Origin of the sequence: Pragia fontium DSM 5563 = ATCC 49100, assembly GCF_900112475.1 — a bacterium.
In the GTDB taxonomy this organism is placed as follows: domain Bacteria; phylum Pseudomonadota; class Gammaproteobacteria; order Enterobacterales; family Enterobacteriaceae; genus Pragia; species Pragia fontium.
Map to the genome: position 1 here is coordinate 21250 of NZ_FOLW01000010.1, position 22932 is coordinate 44181.

Annotated in this window: 17 protein-coding genes and 1 pseudogene; 11 read left to right on the forward strand and 7 right to left on the reverse strand. The window is 46.8% G+C overall.

What is annotated here, in order from left to right; all coding sequences use genetic code 11:
- Positions 1–123, forward strand: a pseudogene (locus tag BMZ28_RS13555) (formate dehydrogenase accessory protein FdhE domain-containing protein); the annotation flags it as partial.
- A gap of 253 nt (positions 124–376) precedes the next feature.
- Here the strand turns inward: BMZ28_RS13555 and BMZ28_RS13560 are convergent.
- A complete protein-coding gene (locus BMZ28_RS13560) occupies positions 377–2464 on the reverse strand; it encodes a GmrSD restriction endonuclease domain-containing protein (RefSeq protein WP_074823993.1) in 2088 nt (695 codons plus the stop codon).
- Positions 2465–2777: 313 nt separating this feature from the next.
- Between BMZ28_RS13560 and BMZ28_RS13565 the strand changes: the two genes are divergently transcribed.
- The 5 genes from BMZ28_RS13565 (at position 2778) to BMZ28_RS13585 (ending at position 10197) form a co-directional block, all read left to right on the forward strand.
- The gene (locus BMZ28_RS13565; RefSeq protein WP_074823996.1) at positions 2778–4397 is read left to right on the forward strand and encodes a type I restriction-modification system subunit M; all 1620 of its coding nucleotides are present in this window, start codon (positions 2778–2780) and stop codon (positions 4395–4397) included.
- On the forward strand, positions 4387–5769 hold the full coding sequence (locus tag BMZ28_RS13570) for a restriction endonuclease subunit S (RefSeq protein WP_074823999.1): 1383 nt from the start codon (positions 4387–4389) through the stop codon (positions 5767–5769). Before BMZ28_RS13565 ends, BMZ28_RS13570 begins: the two co-directional genes overlap by 11 nt.
- Before the next feature lie 111 nt (positions 5770–5880).
- Complete coding sequence (locus tag BMZ28_RS13575) at positions 5881–9153, forward strand: type I restriction endonuclease subunit R (RefSeq protein ID WP_074824002.1); 3273 nt, start codon at positions 5881–5883, stop codon at positions 9151–9153.
- Positions 9154–9616: 463 nt separating this feature from the next.
- Positions 9617–9901 (forward strand): damage-inducible protein J, encoded by a 285-nt coding sequence (locus tag BMZ28_RS13580; protein WP_047782325.1) that lies wholly within the window; start codon positions 9617–9619, stop codon positions 9899–9901.
- Complete coding sequence (locus tag BMZ28_RS13585) at positions 9898–10197, forward strand: type II toxin-antitoxin system RelE/ParE family toxin (RefSeq protein ID WP_047782324.1); 300 nt, start codon at positions 9898–9900, stop codon at positions 10195–10197. The genes BMZ28_RS13580 and BMZ28_RS13585 overlap by 4 nt, the downstream gene beginning before the upstream one ends.
- A gap of 47 nt (positions 10198–10244) precedes the next feature.
- On the opposite strand, the gene fdhD is transcribed toward BMZ28_RS13585, so the two are convergent.
- Positions 10245–11075: a formate dehydrogenase accessory sulfurtransferase FdhD gene (gene fdhD / locus BMZ28_RS13590; RefSeq protein ID WP_074824005.1), complete on the reverse strand. Its 831-nt coding sequence runs from the start codon at positions 11073–11075 to the stop codon at positions 10245–10247.
- A gap of 356 nt (positions 11076–11431) precedes the next feature.
- Here fdhD and fdnG point away from each other — a divergent pair, with 356 nt between their 5' ends.
- The 4 genes from fdnG to fdhE are packed head-to-tail and all read left to right on the forward strand — an operon-like array spanning position 11432 to position 16938.
- Positions 11432–14485 (forward strand): formate dehydrogenase-N subunit alpha, encoded by a 3054-nt coding sequence (fdnG, locus tag BMZ28_RS13600; protein WP_136655903.1) that lies wholly within the window; start codon positions 11432–11434, stop codon positions 14483–14485.
- A gap of 12 nt (positions 14486–14497) precedes the next feature.
- Positions 14498–15397 carry a formate dehydrogenase subunit beta gene (gene fdxH / locus BMZ28_RS13605; RefSeq protein WP_047782320.1) on the forward strand — a complete coding sequence of 300 codons (900 nt, stop codon included), beginning with the start codon at positions 14498–14500 and terminating at the stop codon, positions 15395–15397.
- On the forward strand, positions 15384–16028 hold the full coding sequence (gene fdnI / locus BMZ28_RS13610; protein WP_047782319.1) for a formate dehydrogenase-N subunit gamma: 645 nt from the start codon (positions 15384–15386) through the stop codon (positions 16026–16028). The genes fdxH and fdnI overlap by 14 nt, the downstream gene beginning before the upstream one ends.
- Positions 16021–16938, forward strand: coding sequence for a formate dehydrogenase accessory protein FdhE (gene fdhE / locus BMZ28_RS13615; RefSeq protein ID WP_074824007.1), 918 nt, complete (start codon positions 16021–16023; stop codon positions 16936–16938). The genes fdnI and fdhE overlap by 8 nt, the downstream gene beginning before the upstream one ends.
- 620 nt (positions 16939–17558) lie before the next feature.
- On the opposite strand, the gene BMZ28_RS13620 is transcribed toward fdhE, so the two are convergent.
- From BMZ28_RS13620 to BMZ28_RS13630, 3 genes are all read right to left on the reverse strand, one after another.
- On the reverse strand, positions 17559–18632 hold the full coding sequence (locus tag BMZ28_RS13620; RefSeq protein WP_047782317.1) for an ABC transporter ATP-binding protein: 1074 nt from the start codon (positions 18630–18632) through the stop codon (positions 17559–17561).
- Positions 18625–20394: an ABC transporter permease gene (locus BMZ28_RS13625; RefSeq protein WP_047782316.1), complete on the reverse strand. Its 1770-nt coding sequence runs from the start codon at positions 20392–20394 to the stop codon at positions 18625–18627. Before BMZ28_RS13625 ends, BMZ28_RS13620 begins: the two co-directional genes overlap by 8 nt.
- Before the next feature lie 77 nt (positions 20395–20471).
- Positions 20472–21545, reverse strand: a complete 1074-nt coding sequence (locus BMZ28_RS13630; protein WP_373994792.1) for an ABC transporter substrate-binding protein — start codon at positions 21543–21545, stop codon at positions 20472–20474.
- A gap of 107 nt (positions 21546–21652) precedes the next feature.
- Here BMZ28_RS13630 and BMZ28_RS17520 point away from each other — a divergent pair, with 107 nt between their 5' ends.
- The gene (locus BMZ28_RS17520; protein WP_169052214.1) at positions 21653–21802 is read left to right on the forward strand and encodes a hypothetical protein; all 150 of its coding nucleotides are present in this window, start codon (positions 21653–21655) and stop codon (positions 21800–21802) included.
- Here BMZ28_RS17520 and BMZ28_RS13635 read toward each other — a convergent pair.
- On the reverse strand, positions 21793–22362 hold the full coding sequence (locus BMZ28_RS13635) for a fimbrial protein (RefSeq protein WP_071845526.1): 570 nt from the start codon (positions 22360–22362) through the stop codon (positions 21793–21795). The two genes, BMZ28_RS17520 and BMZ28_RS13635, sit on opposite strands and share 10 nt — an antisense overlap.
- 14 nt (positions 22363–22376) lie before the next feature.
- A complete protein-coding gene (locus BMZ28_RS13640) occupies positions 22377–22925 on the reverse strand; it encodes a fimbrial protein (RefSeq protein WP_047782314.1) in 549 nt (182 codons plus the stop codon).
- Between the last annotated feature and the right edge of the window lie 7 nt (positions 22926–22932).

The following is a 22932-nucleotide window of genomic DNA, read 5'->3' on the forward strand; positions in this document are numbered from 1 at the left end:
AAAGATCAAAACGTTGAGCCGGTGGCGGACGATTTGGCCTCGCTGGTGCTGGATGCCAAGGTAGAAGAAGAAGGTTTTGCTCGCAGTGGAGTGAACCCGTTCTTGTTCCCTTCGGGGGAGTAGATTGTTGTTGTGATTAAATACTGGATATGAACGGTTTCGCTGTTAATAGTCCGGTGCTTAATTCAACAATTTAGCAGGCGGCGATCAGGGGGGCGTTAGGGCAAATGCTCCCTTGTCTCTCGCCATATCCTTGCAGCTCGTGCAGCCTTATTGCTAGCTTTGGCTAAATTCAGTGCTCCTTTAAGGTTAGATTAAGGATACCCGAACTTTGTAGTTGGCGCGGCTGGACGTCAGTTCCGCGCCTTTGGGAATATTAATTATCCATTTGCCGTTCGAAAGCCTGAGTCACTAACGCCATTACGTGCGGAAGATCTTCCAGATTTTCAAATCCAACCTCTACATCGCCATTACCCCAGCGGCCAAGGCTGGTGACGTCTTTGCATAATCCTTGTGGATCGTTTATTTCAGCAAAAGGAATATTCAGTGAAAGTCGTAGTCGTTTTGCCTGTGGTACTACATCCACAAAATTTACCTCGGCTTTATAGGCGATATACAGTTTGAGAAATACTTCGGTTACGCAGGGGTCAAGTGCCAAGACCGCTTTGCGGAACGCTTCAAATAAGGTATTCACACATTCTTTGGCTAAATAGGGATGATCGTCAAAACCATAAACAGCATTGGTTGTATTCTGTGGTTTATAAGCGTTAATCACCTCGATAGGAAGATGAGCGCTAGGCCAAATGTTACTGGCTCGTTCTGCCATCCTTTTCGCCCTAGCTAAAATTGTCGATTCATTCCAATTATCTAGCTCGACAAGCTCATTATTCAAAATGTAATGGCTGTACTTAAAACCTTTTTCAATATCACGTTTTTCGGCAAATGATTTATTACTGTATTCAGAGTTATAGCCGGTTAGAGTAAGGTTTCCCAATGTATTACGCCATGTCTCCCACACGCGTTGCCATTCATCGCCTAAAGCCTGTCGCCAAACTTGCGGAACTTTATCTGCATTATTATCGCACTGCGGCATGATATGTTCGATTGTCGCGCTATCAATCAACGTTGGTTCTTTATGGTTATGGTTTTCAAACTTCTTCAACCAATAACTTCGGCTTCTGAAGTTATATAAATCGCGAATTTGGATCTCACGTTTAAACTCCTCGTCATTAGGGAAGCGACGATACGAAGGTAGCAGCATAAGCGCCGCTTTAAAACTTTCCAGATAACGTTGTTTATTAAAGTTTTTGCTGAGTCCAGCAAACGTTTTGTTCATTGAGTTGGTTGGAATAGCACAGACCGCGCGGCGGAAGACATAGCTTTCCATTAAGCGTAGTGCCTCAATAAATTCGTCCAGTTGCAACACATCGTTTTGATAATCGTTATAAAGCTCTAATATCAGTGGATAGGCAACATCCATTCTTAACTCGCGGATATTTTGGAATGTTTCTTTTAGCGTCTTATTTTTCTCCGCACCTAAGGTAATGGCGCAGTAATAAATAGCATATTGATGGATATCGGCTACGGCAGACTCAACTGACTGACGGCTAAGGCGGAAATATTGTTTGAACGCCTCATAAACATCGTCAATTTTAGGAATGTCGCCGGTTTTCACCGTTAAATAATGACGCATAAAAGAGTCGAATTGCTCCGAATACGCCTCCTGTCCAAACAGCAGCTCCATTTTGCGCCAGTGATCGTTATACAACGTAGTTTGGTGCTCGTTCTCCAATCCCATCAGAATATAGTTACGGATAAGATCGGCCTGGCTGAGTTTTTTACCGGTGGAGTTCATGCTTTCGAAGATAAGCTGTGGATTATCATTATCGCGCTGTAAAGAAATATCGACCACAATCAGCTTGCTCAGTCCTTTGCAAACCGTTTCCAGTATGGTTTTATCTTTTAGTTTATCTTGGAAAAACTCGAAGTTTTCTTGCACACGCAGAGAATAACATTCTGGTTGCGCTTTACCGTCAATAATGGCACGCAGTGTTTCGTTATCGGTTTGCGATAGAATCAGTTTGTAACGCTTTTCACCGGATAATAATGGGTTGGTTAAATAAAAACCGCGTAGCTGTGCTTGATTAAACCCTTCAATAAATTCTTCTTCACCAACGGCTTCCGATAATGCGGCGATCAGCAGTGAAGCAGTTGTGATGCGTTGTTGCCCATCGATTATCAGCAAAGGGGATTGAGAGGTGACAGAATATAAACCGTGTTCGATATAAACCACCGAGCCGATAAAATGGCCGTGGTTATCTTCGTCCTGGCCGCAGCGAATAATATCTTCCCACAGCTGTTCGCACTCTCTAAGCCCCCAGGAATAAAGACGCTGATAGATAGGAATCACTAGTTGCGGAGCGGTTTGCAGAAAATTGAGTAGCTTGGCTTCTTTGGCTTTCATTCTGATAAATCCCTGTTAAATATCCTGAATAAGATTTTACTGGGATATAATCTACGCCAGTTATGGTGTTTTGGCGAAAGATGATAGTGAGAAGGTCTGGTGGATCACGGAAAATAACGGATTCAGTTTTTAGATGCGCAATGAATGACTGGTAGGAGTTACAGTGTCCATTTAGTCTGTACATAAGCGCACTTGTACCGAATGGGGCTACAATCAAGCGCAGACATCGCGTTGAATCATCCGATTAAGGGCAGCATTTCCACGCTATTGTCAGTACAATAGCCGCTTCAATTTGTATTTATTGGGAATAATCATGGCCAAAGCACCCGCTAACAAAAACAAAGCTAAAAAAGGTTTTGAGGAAACATTATGGGATACTGCAAACCAGCTTCGCGGTAGCGTTGAGTCTTCTGAGTACAAACATGTGGTGCTTAGTCTGGTATTCCTGAAATTTATCAGTGATAAGTTTGAAGCCCGTCGAAAGGAGATGTTGGACGAAGGACGAGAAGCCTTTGTGGAGATGGAAGAGTTCTACCAGCAAGACAATATTTTCTATCTGCCAGAAGAGGCACGCTGGTCGTTTATTAAGCAACGCGCTAAGCAAGATAATATTGCGGTGCTTATTGATACCGCCCTGTCCACCGTTGAAAAACGCAATCCTTCACTAAAAGGCGCGTTGCCGGATAACTATTTCAGCCGCCAGAATTTAGAAACCAAGAAACTGGCCTCGTTGATTGATACCATCGACAACATCGAAACGTTGGCGCATGGAACCGATGTTGATGCACTTTCCAAAGAAGATTTGGTGGGGCGGGTATATGAATATTTCCTCGGTAAATTTGCCGCGACCGAAGGTAAAGGCGGTGGTGAATTCTATACGCCAAAATGCGTGGTTACCCTGCTAACTGAAATGCTTGAACCTTTTCAGGGTAAAATTTACGACCCGTGCTGTGGTTCCGGTGGGATGTTTGTACAATCAGTAAAATTTGTGGAAAGCCATCAGGGCAAGAGCCTGGATATCGCTATTTATGGTCAGGAACTGACGGCCACCACCTATAAGCTGGCTAAGATGAACCTCGCCATTCGTGGGTTATCTGGCAACTTAGGCGAACGCCCAGCGGATACCTTCTTTAACGATCAGCATCCGGACCTGAAAGCTGACTATATTTTGGCAAACCCACCGTTTAACCTGAAAGACTGGCGTAACGAAGCTGAATTGACAGATGATCCACGTTTCTCCGGCTATCGCACGCCGCCAACCGGCAACGCCAACTACGGTTGGATTTTGCATATGATTTCTAAGCTGTCTACTAACGGCAGCGCTGGTTTCGTGTTGGCCAATGGCTCAATGAGCTCCAACACTAGCGGCGAAGGTGAGATTCGCGCACAGATGATCGAAAATGACCTAGTAGAGTGCATGATTGCCTTGCCAGGGCAGCTATTCTTCACGACGCAAATTCCGGTGTGCCTGTGGTTTGTCACCAAAAATAAAGATGTGGATGTGGCGAAGGGGTATCGCAATCGCCAAGGTGAAACATTGTTTATCGATGCTCGTAACCTTGGCACGATGATCAACCGTACTATTAAAGAGCTAACCGCAGAAGATATTGCCACCATCGCCGATACTTTCCATGCCTGGCGCAGTACGCCTGAAGAATTAGCGGGGCGCATTAAGCGTAGCGATAGCCAATTAGCAAAATATGAGGATATTGCTGGTTTCTGCAAAGTTGCCTCTATCGAAGACATGAAAGGCAATGATTATGTGCTTACCCCTGGGCGTTATGTTGGTGCGGCTGAGCTAGAAGATGATGGCATTCCTTTTGAAACCAAAATGCGTGAACTGTCGCAGACCTTATTGAATCAGATGAAGCAGGCTGAAGAACTGGATAAGGCGATTCGCCATAATTTGGAGGCGTTGGGTTATGGGGAATAAGTGGGATATAGTTAAATTAGATGAAATTGCAAAAAATGCATCTAGAGCTTTTAATTTCAAAAATAAAAATGGTGTTATTTTTATAAACACTGGTGATGTTCTTGACGGGAAGTTTCTCCATAAAAATATATCAAAAATTAATGAGTTACCTGGACAAGCAAAAAAAGCAATTAAGATAAATGATATTCTATTTTCTGAGATTCGTCCTGGTAATAGTAGATTTGCGTTGGTTAACTTTGAGAATACTCACAATTATGTTGTATCAACAAAGTTTATGATTTTAGAAGTTAATCAAGATGTTATGAATCTCGAGTTTTTTTATCTGCAGTTAACATGCAAGCAAACACTTTCTGATTTTCAACATATTGCTGAATCACGGTCAGGCACGTTCCCTCAAATAACCTTCGATTCAATTAGTCATTATCCCTTTTATTGTCCTGACAAAGTGGCTCAGGTAAAGATAAAAAATTTTTTAGGTTTGATAACAAAAAATTTGGAAACTTGTTATCAAATCAACCAAACCCTAGAACAAATATCCCAAACCCTATTTAAATCATGGTTTGTTGATTTTGATCCGGTGATTGATAATGCATTAGATGGAGGTAACACCATTCCTGAACCTTTTCAGGCACGGGCAGAATTACGTAAAAAAGTGCGTAATAGTGCAGATTTCAAGCCATTAGCGGCTGATGTTCGCGCGTTGTTTCCGGCCGAGTTTGAGGAGATTGAGCTGGGTTGGGTGCCGAAGGGGTGGCAACTATCCATGGCTGGTGATGAGTTTGTTATTAGAGGTGGTTCAACTCCAAGTACCGCAAATGCTGATTTTTGGGACAATGGAGAAATTCATTGGACATCACCAAAAGATCTTGCAGGAAATACCAGTAAGATACTTATTGATACTAGTAAAAAAATTACAACAGCAGGTTTGAATAAAATATCCTCAGGGTTATTACCTGAAAATACTGTGCTCATGTCTTCTCGCGCACCAATAGGTTATTTAGCATTGACCAAAATACCATTAGCTATTAATCAGGGCTACATAGCAATACCTTCGGCGAAATCACTTAGCTCGGAATATATTATCTATTGGCTAGAAAATATAATGGATGATATTAAAGGAATCGCTGGAGGAACTACATTTGCTGAAATTAGTAAATCAGCCTTCAAAACTATTAACTTGATAATTCCATCTCAAAAAGCAATCGAAGTGTTTACTCACATTGCTAAAGATAATTTTGATAAAATTGTTGAGAATTCAAAGCAAACCACTGTTCTGAAAAACCTCCGTGACACCCTACTCCCCAAACTCATCTCCGGTGAACTTTCGCTAGACGATATTCCTGAGCTCTATCAAGAAACTGAAACTATCTAACGTTTGCCCCTGTTATTTTAGGGGCTTTCTGGTAAGGTTTTCATATTACTGAAACGCTTAACAGAAACCAAGGGAGAGGGGGCGATTAAATCGTGCCCGGAGTGAAGCGTAATGAGCCTGAAATTTAACGAAGCTAAGTTAGAACGCGCCATTATTCAGCTGTTAGGGGAACAAGGTTACCCGCACGTTATTGGTGAAAATGTTAAGCGAATTAGCCAAGATCAGGTCCTGATTGAGGACGATCTGCGTCATTATCTTTATGCCCGCTATCATGCTGATGGCCTAACGTCGGATGAAACCGACCGTCTGATTCGCCAACTAACCGCTCTGCCCGCTTCCGATCTTTATGAAAGTAATAAGACCTTTTGTTTATGGCTTGCCAATGGTTTTCTGTTTAAGCGCGACGATCGCAGCCAGAAAGATCTCTATATTGAATTAGTCGACACTCGCCATTTGCCTGTGGCATTGAGTGCGTTATTCGACGGCGAAGACATGCCATTACAGCAGGCGGCGGAACCTGCCGCTCATTACCGGTCAGACTCCTTTAATCGCTACACCATTGTTAATCAACTGGAGATTAGCGGCAAAGACCAGCAGGTACGCATTCCCGACGCTATTATTTATATTAACGGCCTACCGTTGGTGGTGTTTGAATTTAAAAGTGCGATCCGTGAAGAAGCCACCACCGGAGACGCTTGGAAACAACTGTGTATTCGCTATCGCCGCGATATTCCCCAGCTATTTGTTTATAACTCTTTGTGCATCATTAGTGATGGCGCAAATAATTTGATGGGTAACCTATTTGCGCCTTATGAATATTTTTATTCATGGCGTAAAGTTACCGGTGATGAAAACCGAGAGCACAATGGAATATCTTCCCTGCACTCCATGATTCAGGGATTGTTTCACCCGGTGCGTTTGCTGGATGTGGTAAAAAACTTTATCTGTTTCCCAGATAAAGCTAAAAGAGAGGTTAAAGTTTGCTGTCGTTATCCACAATATTATGCGGCGCGCAAACTCTACTACAGCATTAAACGCGCGCGAAAACCTCAGGGTAACGGTAAAGGTGGTACTTACTTTGGCGCAACCGGCTGCGGTAAAAGCTATACCATGCAGTTTTTAACCCGTTTGTTGATGAAAAGCGTTGATTTCGCCAGCCCAACGATTGTACTGATTACTGATCGCACCGATCTCGACGATCAACTTTCGAGCCAGTTTTGTAATGCGACAGCATACATTGGCGATGATACGGTTGTTCCCGTAGAAAGCCGTGAAGATTTACGCAATCAACTGGCCGGGCGCAACAGTGGTGGCGTATTCCTTACCACTATCCACAAATTTACCGAAGATACCGAACTGCTTTCAACGCGTAATAATATCATCTGTATTTCTGACGAAGCGCATCGCAGTCAGGTTAATCTTGATCAGAAAGTCGTGGTAGATGAAAAAACCGGTACCGTGCGTAAAACCTACGGTTTTGCTAAATACCTGCACGATTCCCTCCCGCAGGCCACCTACGTTGGTTTCACCGGTACGCCAATTGACGCCACGCTGGACGTTTTCGGTGATGTGGCGGATAGCTATACCATGACTGAATCTGTTCAGGATGGCATCACCGTGCGTATCGTTTATGAAGGGCGTGCGGCAAAAGTTATTCTCGACAGTAGCAAACTCGATGAAATCGAAAAATACTATGAAGACTGCGAGGCGGCTGGTGCCAACGAATACCAGATTGATGAGAGTAAAAAAGCATCTGCCAATATGAACGCTGTTTTGGGCGACGAAGATCGATTGGAAGCGCTAGCGGAAGATTTTGCTAAACACTATGAAGAACGGGTGTCTGAAGGTTCAACGGTAAAAGGCAAGGCGATGTTTGTTTGTGCCAGTCGTGAAATTGCCTGGAATTTCTACCAGCAGTTAAAAGATTGTCGACCAGACTGGTTTGTGGTTAAGCAAGCACCGGATGGCGTGGTGCTTACGCCTGAAGAGCAAAAAGAGCTGCCACCTTCTGCAATGGTGAATATGGTGATGACGCGTGGCAAAGATGATGAAGCACAGCTTTATGATCTGCTTGGCAACAAAGAGTACCGTAAAGAGCTGGATAAACAGTTTAAAAATGCTAAATCGAACTTCAAAATCGCCATTGTGGTGGATATGTGGCTGACCGGTTTCGATGTACCTGAACTGGACGCCATTTACATCGATAAACCACTGCAAAAACATAGCCTGATTCAGACGATTTCGCGGGTAAACCGTAAGTTTGAAGGTAAAAGCAAAGGTCTGGCCGTGGACTATATCGGCATTAAAAAGCAGATGGGACTAGCTTTAGCGATGTATTCCAAGATTGACTCCAGCAATTTTGAAGATATTCAACAGTCTGTGGTTGAGGTGAGAAATCATCTCGAATTACTTGCTCACGTATTGCACCGTTTTGACAGCCGAGGCTATTTTAGTGGCGAGCCACAGGCGCAGCTTTCTTGCCTGAATCAGGCTGCTGAGTTTGTGCTGAGTACCCAAAAAACGGAAAAACGCTTTATGGCGTTAGTAAAAAGGCTAAAGGCCGCTTATGACATCTGTTGCGGCAGCGAGGAACTAAACCAGCAGGAACGCGACTATATTCACTTTTATCTCGCCGTCCGCTCAATTGTTTTCAAACTCACTAAAGGTGATGCACCAGACATCACGCAGATGAATAACCGTGTACGTGAAATGATCGCTGAAGCGTTGAAAGCTGATGGAGTAGAAGAGCTGTTTACGTTGGGTGAAAATAAAGCTGAGTCGATAGATATTTTCGATGAAGATTACTTAGCGCGTATCAATAAAATTAAATTACCTAATACCAAAATTCAGCTGCTGCAAAAATTGCTGGAAAAAGCGATTGGTGAGTTTAAAAAGGTAAATCAGCTACAGGGGATTAACTTCTCCCGACGTTTTCAGGCCGTGGTAGATCGCTATAACGAACGTCGTGAAGATGACATTCTCAATGGTGAAGAATTTGATACATTCAGTCAGGAAATGGTGGATATTATCTACGATATTAAGACTGAGATGGGGACTTATATCGATTTGGGCATTGATATTGAAGAGAAAGCGTTTTATGACATCTTGGTGCATATGCGTGATAAATATCAGTTCACCTACGAAGATGAGCAAATGTTAGCGCTGGCTAAGGAAATGAAAGAAGTCGTTGATAATAATGCCCAGTATCCAGACTGGAGTAAGCGCGACGATATCAAAGCCAAGTTGAAAGTCGATTTAATCCTGCTATTGCATAAATTCCGTTTCCCTCCGGTGGCAAACGATGATGTGTATATGGGCGTGTTGGCACAGGCAGAGAACTTTAAAATGAATTACTCAAGCGAAAGCTTATCCAGCATATATTGATAGACTCAGGAGTGGTAGGGGGGAGATTAGTCTTCCCCAATTCTTGCGACATTGATTCCATACCTGAATACAACTCCATGTAAATCACCCAAACTTATTTCATTGTCCAAAACTCAGGCAAATAATCATTTATTTCAGATGTAAAATGTCAACTGTGATCACGAGATAAAAGGATAACTATTGCTATCTCTGATTGATGACAATGTGATTCATAGTTAATCGACAGGAGAGATGGGCGTGGGGGGCGTAGTAGCTTTAGCTACCGGAGTGCCAGTATCGCGGCTAGGCCAGATGCACACCTAAACTCAAGACGAGCACCCTTCCGGCTGAGTACATAGTTTTTATGGCTGGAATACTCTCTGACGCTAATTAATCAGGTTGATAAAAGCCGTCATAAAACTGACATATGTACGCTAACAATCTATACTGACAACACAAATGACACCACAGAAGAGCGTGTATTATGAGCACAATTCATTTTCGTATAGATGAAGAAACCAAACGTTTGGCCATGAAAGCCGCAGAGCGTCATAAGCAGAGCCTGACAGAACTAATGCGCCAACGGGCAGAGGAGTTGGCGGCGGAAGAAAGAGCATATCAAAATAGCGCGAATGATGAATGGTTAGAACAACAGATAAATCAGGCATTCAGCCGCTACGATGAGGGGAAGGGGGAGTTTATCAGCAATGATGAGATGACTCGGCAGATGGATGATCTGAAAAAGCTGGCAGCGCAAGGTAAGCTATGATCAACGTGTTGTGGGAAAAACAGGCGCAGGCGGACAGGAAGAATATTTTTCTTTATTTGTACCGAGAAGCAGGACTGCCAGTAGCCAGCGCGACAGATGAGAAGTTTATGATGCTGGCAGGGTTATTGGAAGATAATCCACAAGCTGGCGTGGTGGTGGGAAAGTCTGGTAAGCAGCGTAAACTCACGGTTGCCCGTTTCCCCTTCATTATGGTGTATGTGGTAGAGCCTAACGAAGTTCGGATACTTCGAGTTTTGCACACCTCAAGAAAGATAGCGGGCCGATATCAGCAATAGCCACGGCAAACGTCATTGGCTTCATATGGATAAATGCCCACTAATCCCTATGCCCCAATAATCCGCTGCGCATGGGTATACACCGTCGCGCGACCCGGTTTACTAAACCCAACCAGCGTCAGATTACACTGCTCGGCCACCTGCACCGCCAGCGTGGTAGTGGCAGACACCGCAAACAGAATCTCTACGCCGCACATGGCTGCTTTTTGCACCATCTCATAGCTGGCACGGCTGGAGACTAGCACCGCTCCCTGTTGCCAACCTTGCTTAGCCCTAACTCCCAGCAGTTTATCCAGCGCAACGTGGCGGCCAACGTCTTCGCAGCCTCCCAGCATCTGTCCTTCAGGGGAAATCCAACCGGCAGCGTGAGTACAGCCGGTTAGTTGACCGACAGTTTGCACCTGATTAAGCTGCGGTAGCGCCCCATCTAATAGACGCAAATCGAATTGCTGGGTAAACGGTAATGGTTTTACCGGGCGCAGGACTTCACCCAACTGTTCAACCCCACATACGCCACAGCCGGTGCGTCCGGCCATCGCTCGTCGACGCTCTTTTAAACCGACAAATCGACGGGTCGCCAATTCGATTTCTACTTCAATACCGTTACAACCGTTATGAACGTCGATACCGTAAATTTCCTGCGGTGATTCAATAATGCCTTCCGCTAATGAGAAACCAATCGCAAATTCTTCTAATTCTTTTGGCGTCGCCATCATCACTACGTGGGCAATCCCGTTATAGCTCAGGGCAACCGGCACTTCCTCTGCGACCCAATCTTTTTCCGGAGTATTCAAAGCGTTGTGTCGGAGAACGGTAAGCTGTTGCACGCCGATCGCTGACTGACTGCTGCTATTTTGTAGGGAGACGTCTGTTTTCACGTATAGGCCTTTAAGCAATAGGGACTTGATGAATATTATTTTCGGGTTAACATTAGAGGTACAAATGAGACGAAAATAGCCAACAATAAGTTAATTTTTGTAACATTTAAGATATAGATCAACTTCTTAGCCATTCTATATCCGTACAATCACAATGTCTTTAATTTGACCACTGAAATATCTGACCTGTTGGGCGTAAGAAGTAGTGCGTTTTTATACGTTTCGATTTTTGGTTCTGTTTGCTGCTTAAGGTGAAAAGTAGCAAATAATAATTAAGCAAGTAAAGGCCTGGTGATCATCCGTACGCGTATTGATACAGAGCAATGTGACAGCAAATAAGAAAAAAGGAGAAAACCATGCAGGTCAGCAGAAGGCAGTTTTTTAAAATCTGCGCTGGCGGTATGGCAGGTACAACGGCAGCCGCGCTGGGATTTGCTCCCGCTATAGCGCTGGCGGAGACGCGTAGTTATAAACTGTTACGCGCTCAGGAAACCCGTAATACCTGTACCTACTGTTCGGTAGGATGTGGGCTGTTAATGTACAGCATGGGCGATGGTGCCAAAAATGCCAGAGCCAGTATTTTCCATATCGAAGGGGATCCGGATCATCCGGTAAACCGTGGCGCGCTTTGTCCTAAAGGGGCAGGGCTGATCGATTATGTGAATAGTGAAAGTCGTCTGAAATATCCGGAGTATCGTGCACCGGGTTCGGATAAATGGCAGAGAATCACTTGGGATGACGCTTTTAATCGCATCGCCAAACTGATGAAAGATGACCGCGATGCTAACTTCCAGAAAACCAATGAAAATGGCGTAACCGTCAACCGTTGGTTAACAAGTGGGTTACTCGCCGCTTCTGCTTCCAGTAATGAAAATGGTTTACTGACTCAAAAATTTTCGCGCGCGCTCGGTATGCTCGCGGTAGACAACCAAGCACGCGTTTGACACGGACCAACGGTAGCAAGTCTTGCTCCAACATTTGGTCGCGGTGCGATGACCAACCACTGGGTTGATATCAAAAACGCTAACTTAGTTGTGGTTATGGGCGGTAACGCAGCCGAAGCGCATCCGGTGGGATTCCGCTGGGCGATGGAAGCTAAAATCCATAATAACGCTAAGCTGATCGTTATCGATCCACGCTTTACCCGTACGGCTTCAGTTGCCGATTTTTATACGCCGATTCGTTCCGGTACTGATATTGCTTTCCTGTCAGGGGTTATTCTTTACCTGATGGAAAACAACAAGATCAATACTGAGTATGTTAACGCTTACACCAACGCTAATCTGCTGGTGCGCGAAGACTTCACTTTTGAAGACGGTTTATTTAGCGGTTATGACGCAGAGAAGCGTCAATATGATAAAACCACCTGGAACTATCAGGTTGGTGAAGACGGCTTTGCTAAACGCGATCCAACGCTAACGGATCCGCGTTGCGTATGGAACCTGCTGAAAAATCACGTCAGTCGTTATACCCCTGATGTGGTGAGCAATATCTGTGGTACGCCGAAGGATGACTTCCTGAAAGTATGCGAATTGATCGCAGAAACCAGTGCTGCCGATAAAACCGCCTCGTTCCTGTATGCCCTCGGCTGGACCCAACATACCGTTGGTGCTCAGAATATCCGTACTATGGCCATGATCCAGCTACTGCTGGGTAATATGGGTATGGCTGGCGGCGGCGTTAACGCCCTGCGTGGTCACTCCAATATTCAGGGACTGACCGACCTTGGTCTGCTGTCTCAGTCACTGCCGGGCTATCTGACTTTACCTTCAGAGAAACAGCCAAACCTGCAAACCTATCTGGATGCCAACACGCCGAAAAAAGCGCTGGCGGATCAGGTTAACTACTGGGGTAACTATCCTAAATTCTTTATCAGCATGATGAAGAGCTTCTACGGTGATAAAGCCCAGAAAGAGAATGATTGGGGTTATGACTGGTTACCGAAGTGGGATCAGGGCTACGACGTTCTGAAGTACTTTGAAATGATGGATCAGGGCAAAGTGAATGGCTATATCTGCCAGGGCTTTAACCCGGTTGCGTCATTCCCGGACAAAAATAAAGTTGTCCGTTCGCTCTCTAAACTGAAGTATTTGGTCACCATCGATCCGTTAAGCACCGAGACCGCCGAGTTCTGGCAGAATCACGGTAAACAGAATGATGTTGATCCATCGTCGATTCAAACCGAAGTGTTCCGTCTGCCTTGTACTTGTTTCGCAGAAGAAGATGGTTCTATCGTTAACTCCGGTCGCTGGCTACAGTGGCACTGGAAAGGCGGCGAGCCACCGGGAGAAGCGATAACCGACGGTGAAATTCTGGCCGGGTTGCTGTTTAAAATTCGTGAGCTGTATGCACAAGATGGCGATAAAGCCGTTGCCGTAGAGCCGCTGATGAATATGACCTGGGACTATCTGGAGCCAATGCGTCCGTCAGCGGAAGAAATGGCAAAAGAGTCCAACGGTCGTGCGCTGGTGGATATCACTGACGCGACCGGCAAAGTCATTCTGAAGAAGGGCCAACTGCTGGACAGCTTTGCTCAACTGAAAGATGACGGTACCACTTCCAGCGCCTGTTGGATCTTCAGTGGTAGCTGGACCGAAGCCGGTAACCAAATGGCTCGCCGTGATAACTCTGACCCGTCTGGGCTGGGGAATACGCTGGCGTGGGCATGGGCATGGCCGCTTAACCGCCGCATTCTGTATAACCGTGCGTCAGCCGATCCACAGGGTAAACCGTGGGATCCAAAACGTAAGTTGATTGAATGGGATGGCAGCAAGTGGACTGGTATCGATGTGCCTGACTTTGGTGCGGCTCCTCCGGGCAGCGATGTGAATCCGTTTATCATGCAAAACGAAGGTCTTGGCCGTCTGTTTGCTACCGATAAAATGGCGGAAGGTCCGTTCCCTGAACACTATGAACCGTTTGAAACACCAATCAGCACTAACCCGTTGCATAAGAATGTGATCTCTAACCCAGCGGCTCGGGTATTTAAATCCGATCTGGAAAATATGGGGGATGCGAAAGACTTCCCATATGTCGGGACCACTTACCGTTTAACCGAGCATTTCCACTTCTGGACGAAACACTCGGTGCTGAACGCGATTACCCAGCCGGAGCAGTTTATTGAAATCGGTGAAGGTTTAGCGCAGCAAAAAGGTATCCAGCATGGCGATACGGTGAAAGTGACCTCAAAGCGTGGCTATATTGAAGCTAAAGCGGTGGTAACTAAACGTATTCGTACTCTGCAAGTTAACGGACAGAACGTGGATACCATTGGTATTCCTATTCACTGGGGATTTGTCGGCGCGGCTCGTAAAGGCTATTTGGCCAATACGCTGACACCGTTTATCGGTGACGCCAATACCCAAACGCCAGAGTTCAAGGCGTTCCTGGTTAACGTGGAAAAGGTGTAACGGAGAGAAAATATGTCAATGCAATCTCAAGACATTATCAAGCGTTCCGCCACCAATGCGTTGACGCCACCGCCTCAGGTGCGTCATCACCAGGAAGAAGTGGCGAAGCTGATTGACGTGACCACCTGTATCGGCTGTAAAGCCTGTCAGGTGGCCTGTTCCGAGTGGAACGATATTCGTGATGAAATCGGTCATAACGTCGGGGTTTATGATAACCCGGCGGATCTGAGCGCCAAGTCATGGACCGTGATGCGTTATTCGGAAGTGGAAGAAAACGGTAAGCTGGAATGGCTGATCCGTAAAGATGGCTGTATGCATTGTAGCGACCCGGGCTGTTTGAAGGCGTGTCCTTCTGCCGGAGCGATTATTCAGTATGCTAACGGTATCGTCGATTTCCAGTCTGAACACTGTATCGGCTGTGGTTACTGTATCGCTGGCTGTCCGTTCGACGTTCCTCGTATGAATAAAGAGGATAACCGGGTGTACAAATGTACCCTGTGCGTTGACCGGGTCACCGTGGGTCAGGAACCTGCTTGTGTGAAAACTTGTCCAACCGGCGCCATTCATTTTGGCACGAAACAGGCCATGATTGAGTTGGCGGAAGAGCGTGTGGCAGAGCTGCATACTCGGGGCTATGACAATGCAGGGCTGTATAATCCGGCTGGCGTTGGCGGTACTCACGTAATGTACGTATTACACCACGCTGACCGTCCAGAGCTGTATAGCGGACTGCCGAAAGATCCGGTGATTAGCCCGGTTGTTGGTTTCTGGAAAGGCGTATTGAAACCACTGTCGGCTGCGGCATTTATCGCCAGCTTCGCCGGCCTGATCTATCACTATGTGGGCGTAGGCCCGAACAAAGTCGATGATGAAGACGACAATGACGAGGGAAATCATCATGAAGAAAAGTAAGATGATTAAACGCTACTCGTTCATTGACCGAGCGTGTCACTGGACCGTAGTGATTTGTTTCTTTCTGGTAGCGCTGTCGGGCATTGCTATGTTCTTCCCGACGCTGAGCTGGTTGACTCAGACTTTTGGTACACCACAAATGGGGCGCATTCTGCACCCGTTCTTTGGCGTGCTGATTTTCTGTGTGCTGGTGGTGATGTTCTGCCGATTTGTCAGTCATAACATCCCGAAGAGAGATGATATTGGCTGGTTTGTGCATATCGTGGAAGTACTGAAAGGCAATGAACATAAAGTGGCTGATGTGGGTAAATATAACCCGGGTCAGAAGGCGATGTTCTGGAGCATTATGAGTTTAATCCTCGTATTGCTGGTCAGCGGCGTGATTATTTGGCGTCCTTACTTTGCCGAATTCTTCCCGATATGGGCTATCCGTTTAGGTCTGATGATTCATGCCGTCGCGGCGATTGTGCTGATCCACGCCATCCTGATCCATATTTATATGGCATTCTGGGTGAAGGGATCGATTACCGGTATGGTTGAAGGTAAAGTTAGCCGTAAATGGGCTGCTAAGCATCACCCACGCTGGTACCGCGAAGTTGTCGCCGACGAGGAAAAGGAAAAGAATGAGTAGTATCCGCATCGTTTCCCCAGACGAAGTGGTAAAAACGGCGGGAGCTATCCCGCCGTTGTTATTTGCCAACTTAAAAAGTCTGTATTCCCGTCGTGCTGAGCGCTTGCGCCAGCTGGCGGAAGATCATCCGCTGGGTGATTATCTAAAGTTTGCCGCTACGGTGGTAGATGCCCAGAGTCATGCTCAGCACGATAACCCGCTGAAAATCGACTTAACCGACACCCTAAAAGCAGCCTCGGATGCCAGTCGTCCACCGCTGTCGGTAAAAACTTTTCCACGCAGCCAACACTGGCAAACTCTGCTGGCAGCCATTATTGCTGAACTGGAGCCGGAAGCGCCGGAGCATGTGTTACCGGTGTTGGAATCGCTGAAAAAGATGGGCTCTGCTGAGCTGGAAAGTCTGGCCAGCGACCTGTTGGCCGGTGAAATCGGTAAAGTCGGCAGCGATAAAGCGCCATTCCTGTGGGCCGCACTGTCAGTTTATTGGTCGCAAATGGCCACTCAAATACCGGGTAAAGCCCGTGCTGAATACGGTGAAGAGCGTCATAACTGTCCAGTGTGCGACAGCGCGCCGGTAGCCAGCTTAGTGCATATCGGCACTGATGCGGGTCTGCGTTATCTACACTGTAGCCTGTGCGAAAGCGAATGGCATATGGTGCGAGTGAAGTGCAGCAACTGTGAACAGACCGGCAAGCTGGATTACTGGTCGCTGGATACTGAACAGGCAGCCGTTAAAGCGGAAAGCTGCGGCGACTGCGGTAGCTACCTGAAGATTCTGTATCAGGATAAAGATCAAAACGTTGAGCCGGTGGCGGACGATTTGGCCTCGCTGGTGCTGGATGCCAAGGTAGAAGAAGAAGGTTTTGCTCGCAGTGGAGTGAATCCGTTTTTGTTCCCTTCGGGGGAATAGAAATCGTTGTTGTGAATTAATGCCGGTATTAAGTACTTCGACTGGTTTCGCTGCTAATAGTTTGGTGGTCAAATCAGCAACTGAGAAGGCAGTGAGCAAGGGGCGTTGAGGTGAACGCCCCCTGCACCTCCCGCGCCTTCGCAGCCGACTGTTGACCGACGCTACGCGACGGCAACCTCAGTTGGTTCGAAGGCTTAACGCACCGGCATGGATCTGCTCCCGGCGGAATGTTCCATCTTATTAGTGACTCCGTCAGAATATGACCGCAAATGTCTATTTTCCCTCCGTCATTCCGGTGAAAACCGGAACGCGCAGCCGCAGGCGTAGCAAACATTCGCATAGCGAATGGCCCGAAGGGGAGCGCAGCGAATCATCTAATGTTTTAGCTTAACGACAACGCTTGGCTTAAGAACGAGGTCCCCGCTTTCGCAGGGATGACGGTATAAATGCGGGAATGACAATATAAATAATCGTCAGAAATTCATGCTTATTTTTCTGGGGAACCTTCAATGTAAAGGGCGTTCGCCTAACGCCCTTTACTCGCCGCAAGCCCGACGGTTAAATAATATGTCGTATTTTTGGCGGCGAAATTTTCGCTTAACCTGATATTCAACCTCAACTCAAACTCGCGGAAATATCCAAACCTGATCGGCAGGCATAGATAACCGACAAAGGCCGTTATCGGGTTTAACGGTGCCGAATGCTCTTAATACCGGTGAATCATCATTGGATTCGCGGAACAGATATTCCCAGTGGCTACCGAGATACATGCTGGTGAGCAGCGGCAGTTCCAGATGGTTTTGCTCATTGTGATCGTCAACTTTGACCTGCTCTACGCGAATAACCGCAGTTACCTCCTGTCCGACCTGTAAGCCGTTAGCCGGTTTTCCCCATAGTTTCCAGTTAGCTCCCTGAATGCAGGCATGTTCACCCTGTAGTTCCGTGATGCGGCCATGCAGTCGGTTATTGCTGCCCATAAATTCGGCGGTAAACAGGCTGGTTGGCGCGGCATACATTTCTTGAGGTGTGCCCTGTTGTTCGATAACACCGTTATTCAACAGTAGAATGCGGTCGGAAATCGCCATGGCTTCACTTTGATCGTGTGTCACCATCAGGGCGGATAATCCCAGCTCAACAATCAGTCGGCGTAGAAATACTCGGGCTTCCTCACGCAGTTTGGCATCCAGATTCGATAGCGGTTCATCCAGCAGCAGAACCGGCGGGTTATATACCAGCCCACGGCCAATAGCCACCCGTTGCTGCTGGCCTCCTGACAGTTGATGAGGATAGCGCTCACCTAAATGCCCCAAACCCAACTGCTCAAGCACTGCCTGAACCCGGCTTTTGACTTCCGTTGATGAGACTTTACGCAGCTTAAGCGGATAGGCAATATTATCGAAGATGGTCATATGCGGCCAGAGTGCGTAGGACTGAAACACCAGCCCTAGATTGCGATCCTCAACCGGAATTTCTTTGTTGGTACTGCCGTCATACACCACGCGATCGCCGATGGTGATACGCCCTGCACAGGGGCCTTCCAGACCGGCAACCGCACGCAGTAGCGTGGTTTTTCCGCTGCCGGAAGGGCCTAATAGCGTAACAACCTCGCCCTTATGCAACTGCATAGACACCCCTTTGAGGACAGGGTTGGTGCCGTAGTTTAAATGCAGGTTCTCTACCGTTAGCTCAGTCATTTAGTTTTACTCCAAAGCGCAGGGCTATTCCCAGCCCGAACATCACCAAAACAATATTGATAAACGACAGGGCGGCGACAATATCAACCGCACCGGTTCCCCACAGGGAAACCAGCATCGAGCCAATGGTTTCCGTACCGGGAGAAAGTAAATAGACGCCAGTAGAATATTCCCGCTCAAAAATCAGGAACATCAACAGCCAGGAACCGATAAGTCCATAACGCGCCAAAGGAACGGTAATTTGCCGGGTAACCTGACTGCGCCGTGCACCGGTGCTGCGGGCGGCTTCTTCCAGTTCCGCCCCGACCTGTAATAAGGCTGAGGAGATCAGACGTAACCCATAGGCCAGCCACACCACGGTATAAGCCAACCAGACGCTGAAAATGGTATTTCGCGCGGCACGCATCCAGACAATCACGTTATCACGCATCCATTGGGCGCCGGGCAGCACTGACATATAACCGTCCGCCAGCGATTTATCCATCCACATCGGGGTAAACAGAAATACCCATAAGAACGCTAAACCAGCCAAAATTCCCGGTACCGCCCGTGGAATCAGTACGCTGTAGTCGAGAAAGCGGGTGACCCGATCTGGTTTGCGGTGCATCGCTAAACCAATAAAGGTGTAGCAAATCACTGCTAACGCTCCGCCAAAGATACCGATGGCAACCGAGTTAACAATCGCGCGAATCAGGTTTGGCTGGGAAAACACAGTGCGGAAGGTATCCAGAGAGAGCTGGTCAAACAGCGAAACGCCAACGCCCCAGTTGGAGACAAACGCCCGCAGTAAGATGCCAGTTAACGGGACAAAGATAGTGACGATCAGCCACAGAATTACCACTGCGGCGGATATCCAGCGCCATTTACCCAGCGGTAAGGCGTGCGACTGCGATGCTTTGCCTTTTACCGTGACAAAGCGGTTTGCGGTACGCATTAGACGGCGCTGTAGCATAATCAGTGGAATGGTAATGCTAATCAGAACAACCGCGACCACCGCCATCAGATGGTAGGAGGGAATACCCAGCTTATTGGTGAGTTTGTATAAATAGGTCGCCAGAACCAGATTACCCTCAGGATCGCCTAATACCAGCATCAGGCCAAACACTTCCAGACCGAGGAAAAACAGCAGCACCGTGGCATACAAAATCGCTGGCCTGACCATCGGCAGACTAACGGAGATCATGACGCGTAGTGGCGAAGCGCCGGAAATGCGCGCGGCTTCTTCAACGTCTGACCCCATATTGCGTAACGCAGAAGAGATATACAGATAAGCATGGGGGACGTGCGTTAGCCCGGCAATAATCACAATGCTGGTCATGGAATAGATATTCCACGGCACAAAGCCAATAATATCTTGTATCCACAGCGAGAAGAAGCCAACTGGTCCGGCGGCAACCACATAGCCGAAGCCTAATACCATTGGTGAAACAAACACCGGCACCAGTATCATTGGTTCTATCCAGCGGCGGCCGGGAAGATCGGTTCGGACAATCAGAAATGCCAGTATGCCGCCGAGAGGAATAACGATCACCACCAGGCCAATGGCCAGAATAAATCCGCTTTTTAGTGCCTTATAGAAATCGGGATCGTCAAAAACGAAGCGGTAGGCATCCAGTGAGAAAGTTTTATCTGCAACAAAGAAGGGAGCCGACAGAAAACTTTGGGTGACAATCAGTGCCAACGGGCCATAGATAAATAACGCCGTTAATAACACGACTGCACCGCGCGGTAAGCTCTGCCTGATTCTGCGCAATGAGTCCATAGCTAAACCCTGATTTATAATAATTAGAATGCTAACGGTAAAGGCGATTTGCCTTTACCGTTAAATAGGTTTTAACCTTACTTACCGGTAATAGAGCGCCATTTTTTCAGGAAGTCTAACCGTTTGTTTTGCTGTAAATATTCCAACAGGCTGTCATTGACCGGGATCGGCTTCAGCGCCGAGCCTAACCGCTGAGTAGTGCCTGCCACGTCGTTATCGCCGGTAATATCATCACGAATCGAGGTAATATTGGCCTGATTAGCTAAAATATCCTGACCTTTTTGCGACAGCATATAGTCCAGCCACAGCTTGGCAGCATTGGCATTCTTGGCCTGTTTACTGATAAAGGTGACGCGAGATAACACCAAGGTATAGTCGGTTGGATACGCAATGCCAAGAGAAGGATCTTTCATGGCGCGAGTTTTGGCGTAGGGTTCCAGTATGTTATAGCCAATCAGGTTTTCACCGGAAGAGACTCGCTCTAGCATGGTTCCGGTAGATGACTGCACCACCATTCCGGCGCTGGCGGTGTCTTTCAAATGATCGAAATAGTGCGGATCGTTTTTCATATCTTCAACGGCAAGCATAAAGCCCAGCGCTGACTTTTCAATATCGTAGGTGGTGACTTTATTTTTAAACCGATCCTGCTGCCCTTTAATCAGGGTGGCCAATGTTGCGTGAGAGGTTGGAATTTCCTCTGCTTTGATCAGCCGTTTATTGTAGATAAACACCAGCGGTTCATAGGTTGTGCCGTAGACGGTATCTTTCCAGACCGCCCAGCTCGGCAGTTTACCGGCTTCCGGTGATTTATACGGTAGGGCATAGTCGCTGGCTAGCTTTAGTCCGGTATCCATTGCAGAACTCCAGACCACGTCGCCGCTGCCGCTGGACGATGCTTGTTCACTGATATAACGGTTATACAGCTCGGTGCTGTTCATATCATTGTATTCAACGCTGATATCAGGATAAAGCGCCTGAAATCCTTTAATAAGTGGTGCTGCCGCGGCGGTATCCGTTGTGGAATACACCACGACTTTTCCTTCTTTATTGGCGGCATCAATCACTTTTTGGTAATCGGCAGGGTAGTTTGCCGGTGCGGTGGTAGAGGCAGAAAATGCAGAACCGATAGGTAGGGCTAGCATACTGACCATGAGTAAATTTAATTTTTTTGACATGCAGGTCTTCCCATTTTTTTATCAGGTTATAGATAAATAAGTATGGGTGGAACGTATCGAATGACAAGGGAGAGGATGGATAAATGTTGAGCAATTGTGATGAAACTCAAGGTATTGTTGCTTATTTGTTACTTGACCGGGATCGCCAGATAGGATTGGTCGACTTAGATAGCCGACCATTTTCCGATAGAAGGATGTTGAAGGCGGAGATAACGAAAGCGGACTACTTATAAAGCATATCGATGATAACGCTGCTTTGCATGATGCCTTTTTCAACGCTTTGTCCTTGAGCATAGGGTTTAGCGTAGAAACTAATATCAAACTGCTCGTTATTGGCGGTAAACCGGTGATTTTTTCCAGATAAATCAACTGGTGTACCGTCAGGCAAGGTTAAGAGAATGCCCACGCCGGATAAGTTGGTGTTCAGCTCGCCTCCGCTGCCATTATTTAACGTGCCTTGACGACCAGGTTTAAATTTAACGTCTATATTTTGAGGCTTCACTCCGCTTTCCCGGCAGTCTACGATAAACTGAGTCTTAACCGCCGGTTGTTTTCCTTCCAGTAATGTTGTTTCATGCATCACACCTAAATCGACAACTTTATCAAACCCTTCGCCATTGTTGATTTTACAGGTAATGTTGACCACCTCTAATGAAATACTCAGTTTGGTATCCGGTAACGTTTCATACGCATATGTATCCGTATCTGCATTTGTATCCATAGCCGCAGTCGAAAACGGAAAATATAAGCCGAACCAGACGATAATCAGATAGCCGTATATGCTCTTATTCATGGAGTGTTCCGCCATCATATATACTTAATTTTTATTATTACGTGAGTATCAGCATTACCGAGGGTAACGGATGAACTGCCTATCGGTAATACCACCGGTTTAATCTTAAACTTCATTTTCATCAGCGCTGCTTCGGGTTTATCAATTCGCAGTTCTTGATTCATGGGAATACCGCTGCCGGTGGTGCCAACTTTATTATCAGCCCATGTCATCAAATAGCCGAGGGAGGTATTTTTTGAGGCAATATATCCCGTTGAGCCCATAGTTAAATGCGGGTTAGCCGGTTCAAATTTGAGAACAACACGCTGTGGTTTAATGGTGCCGGAGCAATCAAGAGATAGGGTCGACTCCCCTTCAACTTCTCCGGATAATATCGTTTTGGTATCAATCGGGCCAAAATTAACCTCATCAACGGTAGCGGGCAGGCAGGTCGCGATAGTCACGTTGAGGCTAAACTGAGACTGAACATCACTGCCTTCCATTGATGATGATAAGGTTGTCGCTCTGCCGTGTTGCATGGCAGAGAATATCAGTAGCCCGGAAAGTAAAACATGCTTGAGCATAGCGGCC

Bases quoted from the DNA above. Each gene is read 5' to 3' on its own strand.
- BMZ28_RS13560 (WP_074823993.1), bottom strand. From the start codon at position 2,464: ATGAAAGCCAAAGAAGCCAAGCTACTCAATTTTCTGCAAACCGCTCCG.
- BMZ28_RS13565 (WP_074823996.1), top strand. From the start codon at position 2,778: ATGGCCAAAGCACCCGCTAACAAAAACAAAGCTAAAAAAGGTTTTGAG.
- BMZ28_RS13570 (WP_074823999.1), top strand. From the start codon at position 4,387: ATGGGGAATAAGTGGGATATAGTTAAATTAGATGAAATTGCAAAAAAT.
- BMZ28_RS13575 (WP_074824002.1), top strand. From the start codon at position 5,881: ATGAGCCTGAAATTTAACGAAGCTAAGTTAGAACGCGCCATTATTCAG.
- BMZ28_RS13580 (WP_047782325.1), top strand. From the start codon at position 9,617: ATGAGCACAATTCATTTTCGTATAGATGAAGAAACCAAACGTTTGGCC.
- BMZ28_RS13585 (WP_047782324.1), top strand. From the start codon at position 9,898: ATGATCAACGTGTTGTGGGAAAAACAGGCGCAGGCGGACAGGAAGAAT.
- fdxH (WP_047782320.1), top strand. From the start codon at position 14,498: ATGTCAATGCAATCTCAAGACATTATCAAGCGTTCCGCCACCAATGCG.
- fdnI (WP_047782319.1), top strand. From the start codon at position 15,384: ATGAAGAAAAGTAAGATGATTAAACGCTACTCGTTCATTGACCGAGCG.
- fdhE (WP_074824007.1), top strand. From the start codon at position 16,021: ATGAGTAGTATCCGCATCGTTTCCCCAGACGAAGTGGTAAAAACGGCG.
- BMZ28_RS13620 (WP_047782317.1), bottom strand. From the start codon at position 18,632: ATGACTGAGCTAACGGTAGAGAACCTGCATTTAAACTACGGCACCAAC.
- BMZ28_RS13625 (WP_047782316.1), bottom strand. From the start codon at position 20,394: ATGGACTCATTGCGCAGAATCAGGCAGAGCTTACCGCGCGGTGCAGTC.
- BMZ28_RS13630 (WP_373994792.1), bottom strand. From the start codon at position 21,545: ATGGTCAGTATGCTAGCCCTACCTATCGGTTCTGCATTTTCTGCCTCT.
- BMZ28_RS17520 (WP_169052214.1), top strand. From the start codon at position 21,653: ATGTTGAGCAATTGTGATGAAACTCAAGGTATTGTTGCTTATTTGTTA.
- BMZ28_RS13635 (WP_071845526.1), bottom strand. From the start codon at position 22,362: ATGAATAAGAGCATATACGGCTATCTGATTATCGTCTGGTTCGGCTTA.
- BMZ28_RS13640 (WP_047782314.1), bottom strand. From the start codon at position 22,925: ATGCTCAAGCATGTTTTACTTTCCGGGCTACTGATATTCTCTGCCATG.